This window comes from Streptomyces sp. NPDC004647, from assembly GCF_040609575.1.
In the GTDB taxonomy this organism is placed as follows: Bacteria; Actinomycetota; Actinomycetes; order Streptomycetales; family Streptomycetaceae; genus Streptomyces.
In genome coordinates, this window is sequence record NZ_JBEXKU010000002.1 from 26,125 (window position 1) to 41,832 (window position 15,708).

General features: G+C 71.2%; 17 protein-coding genes. 8 read left to right on the plus strand and 9 right to left on the minus strand.

The genetic code is table 11. The annotated features are described in order from the left end of the window. The first annotated feature begins 60 nt into the window (after positions 1 to 60). Positions 61 to 1,605, plus strand: coding sequence for a S8 family serine peptidase (locus ABZW18_RS00985; protein ID WP_356180196.1), 1,545 nt, complete (start codon positions 61 to 63; stop codon positions 1,603 to 1,605). A gap of 199 nt (positions 1,606 to 1,804) precedes the next feature. Here the strand turns inward: ABZW18_RS00985 and ABZW18_RS00990 are convergent, their stop codons facing one another. Then, positions 1,805 to 2,725 (minus strand): sterol desaturase family protein, encoded by a 921-nt coding sequence (locus ABZW18_RS00990; RefSeq protein ID WP_356180198.1) that lies wholly within the window; start codon positions 2,723 to 2,725, stop codon positions 1,805 to 1,807. 378 nt (positions 2,726 to 3,103) lie between these two features. On the opposite strand from ABZW18_RS00990, the gene ABZW18_RS00995 reads away from it, so the two are divergent. The 5 genes from ABZW18_RS00995 (at position 3,104) to ABZW18_RS01015 (ending at position 7,874) form a co-directional block, all read left to right on the plus strand. Next, positions 3,104 to 4,108: a DEDDh family exonuclease gene (locus tag ABZW18_RS00995; protein ID WP_356180201.1), complete on the plus strand. Its 1,005-nt coding sequence runs from the start codon at positions 3,104 to 3,106 to the stop codon at positions 4,106 to 4,108. A 64-nt stretch (positions 4,109 to 4,172) separates the two neighbouring features. Continuing rightward, positions 4,173 to 4,406 carry a hypothetical protein gene (locus ABZW18_RS01000; protein WP_356180204.1) on the plus strand — a complete coding sequence of 78 codons (234 nt, stop codon included), beginning with the start codon at positions 4,173 to 4,175 and terminating at the stop codon, positions 4,404 to 4,406. Positions 4,407 to 4,465: 59 nt separating this feature from the next. Then, positions 4,466 to 5,257, plus strand: a complete 792-nt coding sequence (locus ABZW18_RS01005; protein ID WP_356180207.1) for an SURF1 family protein — start codon at positions 4,466 to 4,468, stop codon at positions 5,255 to 5,257. A gap of 78 nt (positions 5,258 to 5,335) precedes the next feature. Beyond that, complete coding sequence (locus tag ABZW18_RS01010) at positions 5,336 to 7,114, plus strand: glycoside hydrolase family 15 protein (RefSeq protein WP_356180209.1); 1,779 nt, start codon at positions 5,336 to 5,338, stop codon at positions 7,112 to 7,114. A 4-nt stretch (positions 7,115 to 7,118) separates the two neighbouring features. After that, positions 7,119 to 7,874, plus strand: coding sequence for an SDR family oxidoreductase (locus ABZW18_RS01015; RefSeq protein WP_356180211.1), 756 nt, complete (start codon positions 7,119 to 7,121; stop codon positions 7,872 to 7,874). Between the two features lie 67 nt (positions 7,875 to 7,941). Here the strand turns inward: ABZW18_RS01015 and amaP are convergent, their stop codons facing one another. The 5 genes from amaP to ABZW18_RS01040 form a co-directional block, all read right to left on the minus strand. After that, positions 7,942 to 8,541, minus strand: coding sequence for an alkaline shock response membrane anchor protein AmaP (amaP, locus tag ABZW18_RS01020; RefSeq protein ID WP_356180214.1), 600 nt, complete (start codon positions 8,539 to 8,541; stop codon positions 7,942 to 7,944). Between the two features lie 8 nt (positions 8,542 to 8,549). Further along, entirely contained in the window at positions 8,550 to 9,332 is a 783-nt protein-coding gene (locus ABZW18_RS01025) for a DUF6286 domain-containing protein (RefSeq protein ID WP_356180217.1), read from the minus strand. Continuing rightward, positions 9,329 to 9,739, minus strand: coding sequence for a hypothetical protein (locus ABZW18_RS01030; RefSeq protein WP_356180219.1), 411 nt, complete (start codon positions 9,737 to 9,739; stop codon positions 9,329 to 9,331). The genes ABZW18_RS01025 and ABZW18_RS01030 overlap by 4 nt, the downstream gene beginning before the upstream one ends. 4 nt (positions 9,740 to 9,743) lie before the next feature. After that, positions 9,744 to 9,935 (minus strand): hypothetical protein, encoded by a 192-nt coding sequence (locus ABZW18_RS01035; RefSeq protein WP_356180222.1) that lies wholly within the window; start codon positions 9,933 to 9,935, stop codon positions 9,744 to 9,746. A gap of 71 nt (positions 9,936 to 10,006) precedes the next feature. Then, positions 10,007 to 10,495, minus strand: coding sequence for an Asp23/Gls24 family envelope stress response protein (locus ABZW18_RS01040; protein ID WP_356180224.1), 489 nt, complete (start codon positions 10,493 to 10,495; stop codon positions 10,007 to 10,009). Positions 10,496 to 10,675: 180 nt separating this feature from the next. On the opposite strand from ABZW18_RS01040, the gene ABZW18_RS01045 reads away from it, so the two are divergent. Continuing rightward, the gene (locus ABZW18_RS01045) at positions 10,676 to 11,551 is read left to right on the plus strand and encodes a hypothetical protein (RefSeq protein ID WP_356180227.1); all 876 of its coding nucleotides are present in this window, start codon (positions 10,676 to 10,678) and stop codon (positions 11,549 to 11,551) included. An 89-nt stretch (positions 11,552 to 11,640) separates the two neighbouring features. Here ABZW18_RS01045 and ABZW18_RS01050 read toward each other — a convergent pair whose 3' ends face one another. The 3 genes from ABZW18_RS01050 to abc-f all read right to left on the minus strand — a co-directional run bounded on the left by ABZW18_RS01050 (position 11,641) and on the right by abc-f (position 14,714). Beyond that, complete coding sequence (locus ABZW18_RS01050; protein ID WP_356180230.1) at positions 11,641 to 12,426, minus strand: enoyl-CoA hydratase/isomerase family protein; 786 nt, start codon at positions 12,424 to 12,426, stop codon at positions 11,641 to 11,643. 111 nt (positions 12,427 to 12,537) lie between these two features. After that, positions 12,538 to 12,759 (minus strand): helix-turn-helix domain-containing protein, encoded by a 222-nt coding sequence (locus tag ABZW18_RS01055; protein ID WP_030544574.1) that lies wholly within the window; start codon positions 12,757 to 12,759, stop codon positions 12,538 to 12,540. A 356-nt stretch (positions 12,760 to 13,115) separates the two neighbouring features. After that, the gene (gene abc-f / locus ABZW18_RS01060) at positions 13,116 to 14,714 is read right to left on the minus strand and encodes a ribosomal protection-like ABC-F family protein (protein WP_356180233.1); all 1,599 of its coding nucleotides are present in this window, start codon (positions 14,712 to 14,714) and stop codon (positions 13,116 to 13,118) included. A 559-nt stretch (positions 14,715 to 15,273) separates the two neighbouring features. On the opposite strand from abc-f, the gene ABZW18_RS01065 reads away from it, so the two are divergent. Further along, complete coding sequence (locus ABZW18_RS01065) at positions 15,274 to 15,693, plus strand: VOC family protein (RefSeq protein ID WP_356180236.1); 420 nt, start codon at positions 15,274 to 15,276, stop codon at positions 15,691 to 15,693. Positions 15,694 to 15,708: the final 15 nt, after the last annotated feature.

Here is a 15,708-nt window from a genome sequence, read left to right on the forward strand (position 1 = left end):
CTTCTGCTCTCCCCGCCGGTACTGCGCTTTCCCCCGTCAACCGAACGGAATGGAGATCCCATGACGCCGCGCTCCGCCACCCGCTCACGCCGTGCTGCCGCGATACCCGCCTGCATGGCCCTGGCCACCGCTCTCGCCTTCCTCCCCGCAGGAGCGACCGCCGCACCGCAGCACGAGGACGGCACCGCCGCGCCGGCGGCCACCACGGCCGACGGTGAGTCGCTGAGCTATGTCGTCAACGTCCGTCCGGGCAAGGGCACGTCCTCTTCGGTGAAGAAGGCGATCGTCGGAGCCGGCGGCAAGATCGTGCAGGCGTACGACCAGATAGGGGTCATCGTCGTCCACTCGGCCAACACCGGCTTCGCCAGGACCATCCGCGCGGTCAAGGGCGTGCAGTCGGCCGGCGCCACCAGGACCGCCCCGCTGCCCGCGCAGTCCACCACCGATCTCGGCACCCCGAAGAAGCTGTCCAAGGCACAGGCCGAGGCGGCCGCGCAGCAGGCGGACGCGAGTGAGGACCCGCTGCAGCCGCTCCAGTGGGACCTCCCGGCGATCAAGGCCGACAAGGCGCACGAGAAGACGCTGGGCAGCAGAAGCGTGACCGTCGGCGTCATCGACACGGGCGTGGACGACACCCACCCCGACCTCGCGCCCAACTTCGACCGCAAGGCGTCGGTCAACTGCGTGACCGGCAAGCCGAACACCGCCGACGGCGCCTGGCGTCCGAGCGCGCAGGAGAGCCCGCACGGCACCCATGTCGCGGGTGAGATAGCCGCCGCGAAGAACGGCGTCGGCGTCACCGGCGTCGCACCGGGCGTCAAGGTCTCCGGCATCAAGGTGTCCACCGAGGCCGGTTTCTTCTACACCGAAGCTGTCGTCTGCGGCTTCATCTGGGCCGCGGAGCACGGCGTGGATGTGACCAACAACAGCTATTACACCGACCCTTGGTACTTCAACTGCTCCGACGACCCGGATCAAAAGGCGCTGTTGCAGGCCATCAGCCGGGCCACGCGCTACGCCGAGCGCAACGGCGCGGTGAACGTCGCCGCGGCGGGCAACGAGAGCTACGACCTCGCCGCCGACTCCATCACCGACCCTGTCAGCCCCAATGACTCCACTCCCGTCGACCGCGAGATCGACCCGAGCGAGTGCCTGGACGTCCCCACGCAGCTGCCGGGCGTCGTCACCGTCGCCGCCACCGGCGCCAAGGCGCTGAAGTCCTCGTTCTCCAACTACGGCCTCGGGGTCATCGACATCGCGGCCCCCGGCGGCGACAGCACCGTCTACCAGCCCCCGGCCCCGCCGGCCGTCAGCGGACTGATCCTCGGCCCGCTGCCGGGCGGCGGCTACGGCTACATGGCCGGCACCTCGATGGCCTCCCCGCATGTGGCGGGCGTCGCGGCACTCATCAAGAGCACCCACCCGAGGGCCGGTGCGGCCGCGGTCAAGGGCCTCCTGAAGCGCGGTGCCGACGACACGGCGTGCCCGGAGCCGTACGACATCGACGGGGACGGCACGGCCGACGCGGTGTGCGAAGGCGGGAAGAGCAACAACAGCTTCTACGGTGCCGGAATCGCGGACGCCCTGGACGCCGTGAAGAAATGAGCCGAGCAGTGAACTGACGGGCAGTTCACGGACAGCTCGGAGCACCACGCGGGCGGTGCGCGATCCCGGAGCGGGTCGCGCACCGCTCATGTCCGGCCTCCGCGCGGTGACCGGGCTCATGCCGCCGCGCACGTGCCGTGTGCGCTGAAGCGCGGCCGAGAGGCTCCGGGGCTCGGCGCCGTCACCCGGGAAGCCGAAGCTACGACTCGACTGCCCCGCCGAGCGCCGGGGCGGTCCTGGCGGCGGGGGCGGTCTCACCGACAGGAGCGGGCGCAGCGGCGGGCGCAGCGGGCGCGGGCTGCCAGCCCGGGCCCCGTACGACACGCCCCACCCGCTCGCGCCAGCTCTGTGCCGCCCGCAGGTCGCGGGCGATGGCGGCGTACTCGTGGGTGGCCACACGCAGCGGGTTGTGGGTGCTGATGTTCTTGGTGAGGCCGAATATCGGCCGCTCCGTCTCGGGCGTGAAGGAGCCGAACATCCGGTCCCAGACGATGAGGATGCCGCCGAAGTTCCGGTCCAGATAGCCGCCCTGGGAGGCGTGGTGGACGCGGTGGTGCGAGGGCGTGTTGAACACGAACTCGACGGGCCGCGGCAGCTTGTCGATCCGCTCGGTGTGGATCCAGAACTGGTACACGAGGTTGGCGGAGGAGCAGAAGGCGAGCGCCGCGGGGTGCACACCGAGCGCGATCAGCGGTACGTAGAACGGCCAGACCGTGAGCGTCGTCCAGGGCTGGCGCAGCGCGGTGCTGAGATTGAACTTCCGGCTGGAATGGTGCACCACATGGCACGCCCAGAGGATACGGATCACATGGTGACCGCGGTGCGACCAGTAGTAGAAGAAGTCCTGGGCGAGCAGCATCAGCGGCAGCGTCCACCACAGCACCGGCGCGCGCACCGGCGTGAGCTCGTAGATCGCCGTGTAGATCGCGACGATGGGGATCTTCCACAGCAGATCGAAGACGAGGCTGCCGAGTCCCATGGTGATGCTGGTCGCGGCGTCCTTGGTCTCGTAACCCGCGGCGTCCTCGTCCGGGTGCAGCCGGTAGCTCACCATCTCCAGGACGGTGAGCAGGACGAAGGCGGGTACGGACCACAACACGACATCGGGCAGGTGCGGCATGCCCGCACGATAAAGGCGGTTCCCGGGGCTCCGCTAGAGGTAGTTACCAACGAGTATTAATCGGGGTTACCCGCGGTCCGCTGCCGGGCTTCCGGCTGCCGCACCCGGGAGGCCCCCCGCGTCACCCCCACCGCAGCGCCGAGCGGGCCGCCGGGCATCTCGACCTCGCCGGCCCCGACCGACGGCACACTCGGCACCTGACACACCGTCACCACCGCCCGAAGGAGACAGCGGCGCAACCACGCCGGGGCGCGGCGCCGGGGCGGCGCCCGACACACCCGTCCGGGTTGCCCAACGTCAACCACCCCGGGACGAACCGGACTTCTCGCACCGGGGGTGGCCCGGAGCTGTCGGCGGCGGCCCGTATCCTCATGGACCATGCTCGAAGACCCCGCGGCAGCCGCACCCACGATCGCGCAGCAGCCCGCGCCGACGACTCCCTCGTGGCCCCCGGCCTACCCGCAGGGGTACGCCGTCGTCGACGTCGAGACCACGGGTCTCGCCCGCGACGACCGGATAGTGTCGGCAGCCGTCTACCGGCTCGACGCACAGGGCAATGTCGAGGACCACTGGTACAGCCCGGTCAACCCGCAGCGCGACCCCGGTCCGGTCTGGATCCACGGACTGACGAGCGCGATGCTCGCCGACGCCCCGCTCTTCCCGGAGATCGCCGAGGCCTTCGCCGACCGGCTCGACGGCCGCGTGCTCGTCGCGCACAACGCGGTCTTCGACTGGTCGATGATCTCCCGCGAGTACGCGCGGGCGCGCCGGACCGCGCCGGTGCGCCAGCGGCTCTGCACCATCGCCCTCTCCAAGGAGCTGGGACTCCCGCTGCCGAACCACAAGCTGGAGTCGCTCGCCGCGCACTACGGCGTGGTGCAGCAGCGCGCACACCACGCGCTGGACGACGCCCGCGTGCTGGCCGAGGCGTTCCGGCCCAGCCTGCACCTGGCGGCAGGCGCCGGGGTGCGGCTGCCGCTGCTCGCCTGCCAGCCGCTCACCGAGTGGTCGGACACCCCCCGCGCCATCGGCCGCCAGGCCTCGTACCGGCCGGGCAGCTGGCGCCCCAGCATCAAGCGCCCCGCCTGCCCGTACCCCAACCCCGGGCGGTACGAGCCGGGCAAGCCGCTCGTCCAGGGCATGCGGGTGGCGTTCTCCGGCGACACCTCCGTCGACCGCGAGCTGCTGGAGGACCGCGCCTTCGAAGCCGGACTCCACATCGCGGGCAGCGTCTCCCGGCTCACCAGTCTGCTGGTCACCAACGACCCGGATTCGGCGACGTCCAAGACGGTCAAGGCGCTCTCGTTCGGCACCCCGGTGGTCGACGAGGCGGCCTTCATGCAATTGCTCCAGGACGTGGCACCGGCACCGTCATCCGGGTGAAGGAGCCACGACGCGCCCTGCGCACACTCCCCCTCCGGCGCCCCGCGACCGCACCCTGTGGCGCATGGCACGTTGTGAGGTCTGCGGAAACGACTACGGCATGACGTTCGAGGTGCACGCGCAGGGCGAAGTGCATGTCTTCGACTGCTTCTCCTGCGCGATCCACCGGATGGCCCCGATCTGCGAGCACTGCCGATGCCAGATCATCGGCCAGGGTGTGGAGGCCGACGGTCACTTCTACTGCGGAGCGCACTGCGCCCGCGCCGAAGGGAAGGTGGGCCTCGTGGACCATGTGTGACTCCCCGGCATGGGGACCCGCCCGCCAGGCACCCCACGACCGAGTTGTACGGTCGTGGGGTGTACCGCTTCCTGTTGTCCCGGCAGTGGGTGATTTTCACCCTCGTTGCGCTCACCCTCATCCCCACGATGATCGAGCTGGGCTTCTGGCAGCTGCACCGCCACGAGCACCGGGTGGCGCAGAACGCGCTGATCGCCAAGAGCCTCGCGTCCCGCGCGGCCCCGGTGGAGCGGCTCACCTCCCCCGGCCACGAGGTACCCCGCGCCGACACCTGGCGCACGGTGTCCGCCACCGGGACGTACGACTCCCGGCACGAGGTCGTGGTGCGCCGCAGGACGGCCGCCGACGAGCAGACCATCGGCTACTACGTCCTCACCCCGCTGATCACGAAGAGCGGGCGTGCCGTCCTGGTCAACCGCGGCTGGATCCCGGCCGACGGCCCCCTCACCCGGTTCCCGAAGGTGCCGGCCTCCCCCAGCGGCGACGTCACCGTCACCGGTCGTCTGATGCCCGATGAGACCACCGAGGCCAGCGGCATCAAGGACAAACCGGGCCTGCCGCCCCGCCAGGTCATGCTGATCAACAGCAAGCAGCAGTCCGGAGAGCTCTCCCGGCCGGTGCTCGGCGGCTACATCGAACTCACCAAGACCTCCCCGGAGGCCAAGGGGCAGCCGGAGGCCGTCCCCGCCCCGGACCACAGCAGCATCGGCCCGCACATGGCCTATGCGATCCAGTGGTGGCTTTTCGCCGCCGGTGTCCCGGTCGGCTGGGCGGCCCTGGTCCGCCGCGAGCGCAAGGACCGGCTCACCGCACAGCAGTCGCCCGACGAGGCGGTTCCCGTCCCTGCCTGACCCGTCCGGTCGCTGCCCGGGAATGCTCCGGGCCCACTGCGGGCAGGGGAATCTCCGAACCGTGGGAAAGGCGGCAGTGTGGCTGGACGGATCGAGGACTATGCGCTCATCGGCGATCTCCAGACCGCCGCGCTCGTGGGCAGGGACGGCTCCATCGACTGGCTGTGCCTGCCCCGCTTCGACTCGGCGGCCTGCTTCGCCGCGCTCCTGGGCGACGAGGACAACGGCCACTGGCGCATCGCCCCCGTCTCCGGCACGACCTGCACCCACCGTTCCTACCGCGGCGAGACCCTGGTCCTCGACACCGTCTGGGAGACCGCGACCGGCACCGTCGAGGTCACCGACTTCATGCCGCAGCGCGACCGCGCACCCGATGTCGTACGGATCGTGCGCGGCGTCTCGGGCACCGTCGACATGCGCAGCGAGATCCGGCTCCGCTTCGACTACGGGAGCATCGTCCCCTGGATGCGCCGCACCGACGGCCACCGGATCGCCATCGCGGGCCCCGACTCGGTGTGGCTGCGCAGCGAGCCCCCGGTCACGACCTACGGCAAGGACTTCTGCACCTACGCGGACTTCACCGTCTCCCGGGGCGAAAGCGTCGCCTGCGTCATCACCTGGCACCCCTCCCACGAGCAGCGGCCCCGCCGCATCGACCCGTACGAGGCGCTGACGAGCAGCGTCGAGAGCTGGGAGAAGTGGGCGGCCCGGTGCAGTTACGAGGGGCCGTGGCGGGACGCCGTCATGCGCTCGCTGATCACCCTGAAGGCCCTCACCTACGCCCCGAGCGGCGGCATCGTCGCCGCCGCGAGCACCTCTCTCCCCGAGGAGATAGGCGGTGTGCGCAACTGGGACTACCGCTTCTGCTGGCTGCGCGACTCCACACTCACGCTCAACGCGCTCGTCTCCAGCGGCTATCTGGAGGAGGCCGCGGCCTGGCGTGACTGGCTGCTGCGCGCGGTCGCGGGCGACCCGGCGGATCTGCAGATCATGTACGGCCTCGCGGGCGAGCGGCGGCTCACCGAGTTCAACGTCCCCTGGCTTCCGGGCTACGAGGCATCGTCCCCGGTCCGGATCGGCAACGCGGCCGTCGAACAGCTCCAGCTCGACGTCTACGGCGAGGTCCTCGACTCCCTCTACTCCTCCCGCGAGAAGGGACTGCCCCAGGAGGAGAACGCCTGGAGCCTCCAGGTCGCTCTCATGGAGTTCCTGGAGACGCAGTGGCGCGAGCCGGACGAGGGCCTGTGGGAAGTACGGGGCCCGCGCCGCCACTTCGTCCACTCCAAGGTCATGGCGTGGGTCGCCGCCGACCGGGCCGTACGCACCCTGGAGAAGTTCCCCCGGCTCCCGGGAGACACCAAGCGCTGGCAGGCCATGCGCGACACCGTGCACCGGGAGGTGTGCCGGCACGGCTACGACGCGGACCGCAACACGTTCACGCAGTACTACGGCTCCGCCGAACTGGATGCCGCCACCCTGCTCATTCCCCAGGTCGGGTTCCTCCCGGCCTCCGATCCACGGGTGATCGGCACGGTCGACGCGGTCCGCCGGGAGCTGGACCACGGCGGCTTCGTCCGCCGCTACACCATCGACCATGTGGACGGGCTGCCGGGCGGCGAAGGGGCCTTCCTCGCCTGCTCCTTCTGGCTGGCCGACGCCCTGCGCGCTACCGGGCGTACCAAGGAGGCCGCGGACCTCTTCGAAGAGTTGCTGGCACTGCGCAACGACGTCGGGCTGCTGTCCGAGGAGTGGGACCCGGTCACCCGGCGCCAGCTGGGCAACTTCCCGCAGGCGTTCAGCCATGTGGGCCTGGTGAACACCGCTCTCGCGCTGTCCGGGACCGATGGGAGACCATGAGGGCATGGATCTTGAACTGAAGGACCGGGTCTACGTCGTCACCGGGGCCACCCGCGGGCTCGGCCTCGCGGCCGCGCGCGAACTGGTCGCCGACGGGGCCAAGGTGGTGCTCAGCGGCCGCGACGAGGAGGCCGCCGCGGCCACCGCCGCGGCGCTCGGACCGAAGACCGTCGGCCTCGCCGCGGACAACTCCGACCCGGGGACCGCCGACCGCCTCATCGCCACGGCCCGCGCCCGCTTCGGCAGCTTCGACGGCATCCTGATCAGCGTCGGGGGGCCGCCGACCGGGCTGGGCGCCGACAACACCGACGAGCAGTGGCGGGCAGCCTTCGAGTCCGTTTTCCTCGGAGCGGTCCGCCTCGCCCGGACGGCCGCGGCCGAACTCTCCGAGGGCGGCGTGATCGGCTTCGTCCTCTCCGGCTCCGTCCACGAGCCGATCCCCGGGCTGACCATCTCCAACAGTCTGCGGCCGGGGCTCGCGGGCTTCGCCAAGTCCCTCTCCGTCGAACTGGGCCCGCGCGGTATCCGTGTGATCGGACTCCTCCCGGCCCGTATCGACACGGACCGGGTACGCGAGCTCGACGCGCTCTCCGGCGACGCGGACACGGCTCGCGCCCGTAATTCGGCGGCGATTCCCCTGCGTCGCTACGGGCGGCCCGAGGAGTTCGGCCGGGCGGCGGCCTTCCTGCTCTCCCCCGCGGCCTCCTATCTCACCGGCATCATGCTCCCCGTGGACGGCGGCTCCCGCCACGGCTTCTGACCGCCGCCGGCCGTCACTTCAGCGCCCTCGGGCCCATCGGGCATCCGGCCCCGAGGCCCGCCCGCTGTCAGACAGCCCGCTCGGCCCCGTGCCGTGCCGCCGTCACCCGGACCTCCGCCGGAAGCCGCTCGAGTCCCGCCGAGTCCCGCGCATGCCGCAGCGCCTCGTCGTTCATGCGCCCCAGCACCTCCGCCGGCCCCGCGTACGGCTCCAACACCACTCCGACCCGCACCTCCGGCGCGGTACGGCGGCGTCCGGTCAGCACGACGTCAGCCCGGGAGACCCCGTCCATCGCCTCCGCCTCAGCGGCCAGTACGCCTTCCAGTGCGCGCCCTCGCAGCAGAGCCCCTGCTCCGTCCCCGCTGTCGACGAGCACCTCGCTCAGCCGGTGCCGCCGCAGCTGAGCCAGCAGCCACCACAGCATCAGCGCCAGCAGAACGGCGAGCACCGCGAAGACAACGGGCCACCACCAGCCGTCGTCCCGCCACCGGGTCCGCCCCTCGTCTCCCAGCACCACGTCGTCCGGCCCCCGGAAGGGCCACCAGCCCGGCAGGTCGAAGCCCCAGTGCCGCGGCAGATCCAGTGCTCCGACCAGCACCGCGCCACCCAGTGCGAACAGTCCGAGCCCGGCCAGGCCCAGCAGTACCCGGTTGGCAGTTCTGACCATGCGTCACGTCACCTCTTCGCCGGACGTCGTACGTGCACGGAGAGGCTCGGCTGCCGGGCCAGGCCCAGCTCGCGCATGCCGGCCGCCAGGGCGGCGTCCAGATCGGCGCGCACGGCGTCGAGATCGCGGAAGTGCGCCTGTGCCCGGGCCCGGACCGCGCGCCGGCCGACGTCGACCCGCACCGACTGCACTCCGGGCACCTCCATCGCACGGTCGCGCAGCACGAGCGCCGCCGCGGACCGGTGGAGTCCTGCCCGTACGTCCTCCGCACCGGTGTCGTGGGCGGCGCCCGCCGCACCGGCGTCCCCGGCCTTCCGGGTGTCCACCTTCCCGGTCTCCCCGGTGCCCTCCGCGCCGCCGGCATCCTCCGCCGCGCCGCCGGACCTCCCCACGGGCGGCCGCCGCATCGGCAGCAGCCGCCTCAGCCCGGGGGTGAGCGCCAGCACGAGCAGCCACAGCCCGATCACCATCGCGGCCGCCGCCCCGCCGATCATCCAGCCGCTGTCCAGCGGCCGTTCCGCCAGTTCCTCGGCCAGGCTCCGCCGCCACCCCATCGCGGACCGGCCCGCCCGGACGGCGGCGACGTCGTAGAGGAGCAGACCCGTACCGGCGACAGCGAGCGCCGCGACAATCCCGGCGGGCACCCGGCGGGACGACCAGAAGCGCCGTACGGAACCGTGCTCCTCCCCGCCCTCGTACGCAGCGGCGGACGCGGACTGCTGCGGACTGCCCTTTTCGGGTGCTTCGGCGGTCGGCAGGCCGCCCTTCGCCCCGGGCTCGTGACCGCTCATGTCACCCTTCCCTGCTCCCCCGCCTGCGAGTGCACCGAGTGCAGCCGCTCGACGAAGACGGAGACCTCGGGCACGTCCATGCCCGCCAAGGCAAGTACCCGCTCGGTGACCACCCGACGCACCGCATGGCACTGCGCGCCGATGTCGCACGGATATCCCAGCTCGACGGCCACCCGCACCCGCGCCTCCCCCGCAGGACCGCCCCTCTCGGCCGCTTCGGCCGCCCGCCGGAGCGACACCGTCGCGTGCGGTCCGCGCCCCGGTGGCACACGATGCGCCTCGGCAGCACCGCGCAACGCCTCCCGGGCCGCCTGCGAAGCGATCTTCGCGACGACCCGGTCGGCGATACGTGTCGCTCCCCTCTCGCCCGCGGGCACCGGATCCGCGGCGGCGACCCTGCGCGTCACCCGCTCACCGCCGCCGCTCACTGCGCTCCCGGGGACGGAAGAAGTCGCCGGGCTCCAGATCGCCCTCCAGGAACCGCCCGGCCACGTATCCGACGGCACCCAGCGCCGCCACCAGGAGGAAGGCCCCGAAACCACCGAAGTATCCGGCGAAGCCCAGTGCCATCCCGGCGATCAAGCCGAGTCCGGCCATGCTCATCGTGCGCTCCTTCGATTACGTCTGCGTACGCCTGCGCCGGTTGCTCGGTGAAACTCCGCTGCGGCCACCGCCTACCGGATTCGGGGCTCTTCTTCCTCTTCCTCCTCCGGCAGCTTCACATCGCTCACGGCGATGTTGATCTCGACGACTTCAAGGCTGGTCATGCGCTCGACCGCGGCAACCACGTTCTCCCGAACGGCGGCCGCGACCTCCATGATCGAGACGCCGTAATCGACGACGATCTCCAGGTCGAGGGCCGTCTGCACCTCACCGACCTCGGCCTTGACCCCGCGGGTGGGGGACCTGCCACTCGTGCCGGGAACGCGTTCCCGTACGGCCCCCAGGCTGCGGGACAGCCCGCTGCCCATCTCATGGACACCGACGACCTCGCGGGCGGCCAGCCCGGCGATCTTCTCCACGACTCCATCGGCAATGGTGGTACGGCCTCGGGAAGCCGGCGCTCCGCCCCCGCTCCTGCCCCCCGGTTCCTTCCGCTGCCTGTCGCCCGGGGACTCCACGTTGGGGGTCTCGGGCCGGTTCCGCTGTGCGGTATCGGTCATGGCCGGTCATCCCTTCCGAAGGAGAGAAGCGGCATTCCGCTCCATTGCCCACACTAAGTGTGATTGCCCCGTACCGCTTCAGGGATGCGGCACGCGTGGGACCGGCACCGAGGGAGCCGATTGCGGCAGGCTGTACGTAAACGAAGCGCAGGGAAACGCGAGAAACAGGGGTGAGAGCCGGTGGCGGCCGACGGATGGGCCCGGGCGGTACGGCAGCAGCTCGGTCTTGGCCGGATTCTCCCGCTCGGCGGACCGGCCGACGGCTCCTGGATCACCGAGAAGGCGGCGAGCCAGGTGCTGATGGACGCGGCTTCCGAGTGGCCCGGTATCCGCCCGGAGGCGGTCCGGGTCTCCCTCGCCGACCCGGACTCGGCGCCGGAACCGGCTGTTGTCGGTCCGGTGAGCGCCCTGCCGCCCGGTCCGCTCCGTATCGAGGCGGAGTTCTCCGCCTCGGCCCTGCTACCGCTGCCCGAGGCGGCGGAACAGCTGCGCCGGGTGCTGTTCGAGGCGGCCGAGGCACGCCTCGGCCTGGTGACAACCGAGGTCGACCTGCGTGTGACAGGCCTGATCGACGAGCCGGAGCCCGGACGGGAGCCGAGCGCGGCGACGTCCCGGGGTTCCGGCGCCGTGGCCGGGGAACCCGCACCGGCCTCCGATCAGGCGCCCGCCCCCGGCCCGCGGCTGGCACCGGGGCCCGTGCCGGTGCGGGAACCGACCGTGGAGCTGGGTGAAGCGGCGGCGGCCGTGCCCGGTGTGGCCCGCCTCGCCGCGACCCTGGGCTTTGCCGTGTCCCGGATCAGGGCAGGGCAGGGACACCCGGTCGAGATCAAGGACGACGACGATCCGCCGCGGCGGCGCGTCCAGGTGCAGCTGGCGGTCACTGCCGGACAACGGGCACTCGACGTCGCCCGCAATGTCCGGGCAGTGGTGGCCGCTGCGGCTGCCGGCGACGCCCCCGGTCCGGTCACGGTTGCCGTCCTGGTGACGGCGGTCGAGCCGCGGCCGAGTGCGGACGCCGGCGCCGCCCGGCCTGCGCGAGCCCTGGACGAGTGGTGAATCCGCGCCCTTCAAGGGGCTCTCCGCCGCGTCGGCACGTTCGCCGTCCGGCCTGATCCGCCGGACCCCGATCCGCCGGACGGGACCCGCTACTCGGCGATGCCCGCCAGGTCCCGGAGCCGCCGTGCCTGCGCGGCACGCTCCGCCACGCGCTGCTCCTCGTACGTACGGTCGGTCGCGCCGCGCAGCAGTGCCTTGGTCTCGATCACGGCATCGCGCGGAGCTGCCAGCAGCGCCGCCGTCAGATCCTGCACGGCGGCGTCGAGTTCGGATGCGGGTACGACGAGGTTGGCGAGGCCCGTTCGCTCGGCCTCGGGGGCTTGCACGTAACGCCCGGTGACACAGATTTCGAGCGCGCGGGCGTAGCCGATGAGTCCGACAAGGGGGTGCGTGCCCGTGAGGTCCGGGACAAGTCCGAGGCTGGTCTCACGCATGGAGAACTGAACGTCGTCGGCGCAGACACGCAGATCGCAGGCGAGGGCGAGCTGGAAGCCCGCGCCGATCGCATGCCCCTGTACGGCGGCGACGGTGATGAGGTCGTTCCGCCGCCACCAGGTGAACGCCTCCTGGTATTCGGCGATGGTCGCGTCGAGAACGGCGTCGGAGCCGCCCGCGAGCTCGATGAACGACGGCTCGCCGTCGAAGCCCTCGGGGGTGAACGCCTGCCGGTCGAGCCCGGCGGAGAAGGACGTGCCTTCTCCGCGCAGCACCGCCACCCGGACACTGCCGGGCAGCAGCCGCCCCGCTTCGCTCAAGGCCCGCCACAGGGCGGGCGACTGGGCGTTGCGCTTGACGGGGTTGGCCAGGGTCACCGTGGCCACCGTCGCCGAGTCGTCAACGGTGAGCCTTACGCCGTCCTTGTCCAGCAGGGTCATGAGGTACCTCCGTGGGCCGCAGTCAGCCAGCTAAGTTGACTGCACAGTAACCACCCGGACGACCGGTCGACCGACCGGGTGGCACTGCCCGCTCCCGCTGGGGTTACCTCGTCAGGCCGAGGCGGCCTTCTTACCCCGCGTGGCTCCGCCGCGACCACGCAGGGTCACGCCGGACTCGCTGAGCATCCGGTGGACGAACCCGTACGACCGGCCTGTTTCCTCGGCCAGGGCACGGATGCTCGCACCGGAGTCGTACTTCTTCTTCAGGTCAGCCGCGAGCTTTTCGCGCGCGGAGCCGGTAACCCGGCTGCCCTTCTTCAGAGTCTCGGCCACCCGTGCCTCCTCATGGGAAGTGCGCTCTGGACTCTCATGATCACCCCTCGGGGGCTTCCTGGCCACCCATTCGGCAAGGTCCATACGACAACCTTTCCGAGCCCGGTACGGAGCCACCCATCCGGAGTCCCCTATTCCGCACTGCCGGAAATTCGTCACTGTGTGCAGTCGGCGGCGAAGGTCCAGGTCAGCGCCGTAGCCGTACGTCAGGGCGGGTCAGAGGGTGCATACACCACGGATTTGCGAACCCACGGTCACGGCGCGCCGGAGTACGACCCGGACTCACTCAGATGATGGATCACGCATCGGCCGAATGATCCAGAAGAAAGTGGATCAGGCCGGAAGAACCGGGCGGATCATGCCAGCGCGACGAGGTCCGCGTAGTCCTGGCCCCAGAGATCCTCGACACCGTCGGGCAGCAGAATGATGCGCTCCGGCTGGAGAGCGTCCACCGCGCCTTCATCGTGCGACACCAGCACGACCGCACCGGCGTAGGTGCGCAGCGCGCCGAGGATCTCCTCGCGGCTGGCGGGGTCGAGGTTGTTGGTCGGCTCGTCGAGGAGAAGGACGTTCGCCGACGAGACCACCAGGGTCGCGAGCGCGAGGCGGGTCTTCTCACCGCCGGAGAGCACTCTGGCCGGCTTGTCGACGTCGTCCCCGGAGAACAGGAAGGAGCCCAGCGTCTTACGGATCTCGACCAGGTCGAGGTCCGGGGCGGACGAACGCATGTTCTCCAGGACCGTCCGGTCCGGGTCGAGGGTCTCGTGCTCCTGCGCGTAGTAGCCGAGCTTGAGCCCGTGGCCGGGGGTGACGGCTCCGGTGTCGGGCGTCTCGACCCCGGCCAGCAGCCGTAGCAGGGTGGTCTTGCCGGCGCCGTTGAGGCCGAGGATGACGACCCGCGAGCCCTTGTCGATGGCCAGGTCGACGTCGGTGAAGATCTCCAGGGAGCCGTAGGACTTCGACAGGCCCTCGGCGGTGAGCGGGGTCTTGCCGCAGGGCGCGGGGTCGGGGAAGCGCAGCTTGGCGACCTTGTCGGACCGGCGCACCTCCTCGAGGCCGGAGAGCAGCTTCTCCGCGCGCCGGGCCATGTTCTGCGCGGCCACGGTCTTGGTGGCCTTGGCCCGCATCTTGTCGGCCTGGGAGTTGAGGGTGGCGGCCTTCTTCTCGGCGTTGGCACGCTCCCGCTTGCGGCGCTTCTCGTCGGACTCGCGCTGGGTCAGGTACTGCTTCCAGCTCATGTTGTACACATCGATCCGCGACCGGTTGGCGTCCAGGTAGAAGACCTTGTTGACGACGGTCTCGACCAGCTGGATGTCGTGGGAGATCACGACGAAGCCGCCGCGGTAGGTCTTGAGGAAGTCCCTCAGCCAGACGATCGAGTCGGCGTCGAGGTGGTTCGTCGGCTCGTCTAGCAGCAGGGTGTCGGCGTCCGAGAAGAGGATCCGGGCGAGTTCGACGCGGCGGCGCTGGCCGCCGGAGAGGGTGTGCAGCGGCTGGCCGAGAACCCGGTCGGGCAGGTTGAGGCTGGCGGCGATGGTCGCGGCCTCGGCCTCGGCGGCGTAGCCGCCCTTGGTGAGGAACTCGGTCTCCAGCCGCTCGTACTTCTTCATCGCGCGCTCACGCGTGGCGCCCTGGCCGGTGGCCATCCGCTGCTCGTTCTCCCGCATCTTGCGCAGCACGGAGTCGAGGCCGCGGGCCGAGAGAATGCGGTCGCGGGCGAGGACGTCCAGGTCTCCGGTACGGGGGTCCTGCGGGAGGTAGCCGACCTCGCCGGAGCGGGTGACGCTGCCCGCCGCGGGAGCGCCCTCGCCTGCGAGGACCGTGGTGAGAGTCGTCTTGCCCGCTCCGTTGCGGCCGACGAGGCCGATGCGGTCGCCCTTGGCGACACGGAAGGAAGCGGACTCGATGAGGACACGGGCGCCGGCGCGCAGCTCGAGGCCGGTGGCAGTGATCACGGAAAGGACTCCAGGGCAGGATTCGGGCGTCGGGACGAGAGGTGGCGCGCCGCGCGAAGCGAACCGTTGAAACGGGCGGGGCGGGCGACGGGCGGAGGTCGGTCGACGCCGTCTAATGCACAAGGAGAGTTGCCATGGGAAGGAGTCTAGCGGTGGTATGCAACTCCATTTCCGGCGGAGGCCGGGGATCTCACCGCCCGGCGGTGCGCGTTACGCGGTGATGCGGCGCGGATCCGGCCGGGCTGTCGCCGGATCAGCTCCACCGTCCAGGTCGGGACGGTGCCGCCGGTGCGGCCGGAGGCACCGCTGCCGGAGCAGCACCGAAGGACGAAGTGATGCGTTTCACCCATACTCGGGGTGGGGCGGCGCGCTGCCGAACCGGGCACCCGGGCAGAGTCCTCCGCGCTCATGCGGGGCGTGCTCATCATGCCGGGCCCTGGACGCGACGCCCGTCCGCGTGACTCCGGGAGGGCCTTCCAGCGTCTTCCCGGCGACGACGGCACGGACCGCGCTGGGCGAAACCTCCCGCCGAGAGCGCCTCAGAAGAGGAGTGAACGACATGGCAGGCACCGGCTCGGACCGGCCGACCATCTACCCGACGCTGCTGTACGCGGACGCGCAGGCGGCCATCAAACTGCTCACCGAGGCCTTCGGTTTCACCGCGGACGCCGTCTACACGGGTGAGGGCGATGTCGTCGCCCACGCCGAGCTCAGCTACGGCAACGGCGTGGTGATGCTCGGCTCGAAGGGCAGGGAGGGCATCTTCGCGCAGACTCTGGGGAACGGCGGGCCCGCGGGCATCTATGTGGTCGTCCAGGACGTCGACGCGCACCACCGGAAGGCCGCGGCGCACGGCGTCGAGATCCTGATGCCGCCGACCGATCAGGACTACGGCTCGCGGGACTACATGGCGCGGGACGCCGAGGGCAATGTGTGGAGCTTCGGCACATACGCCCCTGCCGGGGGCGGCGGGGCGTAGGGGCTGTTCTCCCGT

What these genes read in the sequence shown, in the direction of transcription:
- ABZW18_RS01065 (WP_356180236.1), top strand. Translation starts at nt 15,274, where the DNA reads ATGGCAGGCACCGGCTCGGACCGGCCGACCATCTACCCGACGCTGCTG.
- ABZW18_RS01050 (WP_356180230.1), bottom strand. Translation starts at nt 12,426, where the DNA reads ATGACCCTGCTGGACAAGGACGGCGTAAGGCTCACCGTTGACGACTCG.
- ABZW18_RS01025 (WP_356180217.1), bottom strand. Translation starts at nt 9,332, where the DNA reads ATGAGCGGTCACGAGCCCGGGGCGAAGGGCGGCCTGCCGACCGCCGAA.
- ABZW18_RS00990 (WP_356180198.1), bottom strand. Translation starts at nt 2,725, where the DNA reads ATGCCGCACCTGCCCGATGTCGTGTTGTGGTCCGTACCCGCCTTCGTC.
- ABZW18_RS00985 (WP_356180196.1), top strand. Translation starts at nt 61, where the DNA reads ATGACGCCGCGCTCCGCCACCCGCTCACGCCGTGCTGCCGCGATACCC.
- ABZW18_RS01040 (WP_356180224.1), bottom strand. Translation starts at nt 10,495, where the DNA reads ATGACCGATACCGCACAGCGGAACCGGCCCGAGACCCCCAACGTGGAG.
- ABZW18_RS01000 (WP_356180204.1), top strand. Translation starts at nt 4,173, where the DNA reads ATGGCACGTTGTGAGGTCTGCGGAAACGACTACGGCATGACGTTCGAG.
- ABZW18_RS00995 (WP_356180201.1), top strand. Translation starts at nt 3,104, where the DNA reads ATGCTCGAAGACCCCGCGGCAGCCGCACCCACGATCGCGCAGCAGCCC.
- ABZW18_RS01035 (WP_356180222.1), bottom strand. Translation starts at nt 9,935, where the DNA reads ATGAGCATGGCCGGACTCGGCTTGATCGCCGGGATGGCACTGGGCTTC.
- ABZW18_RS01015 (WP_356180211.1), top strand. Translation starts at nt 7,119, where the DNA reads ATGGATCTTGAACTGAAGGACCGGGTCTACGTCGTCACCGGGGCCACC.
- amaP (WP_356180214.1), bottom strand. Translation starts at nt 8,541, where the DNA reads ATGGTCAGAACTGCCAACCGGGTACTGCTGGGCCTGGCCGGGCTCGGA.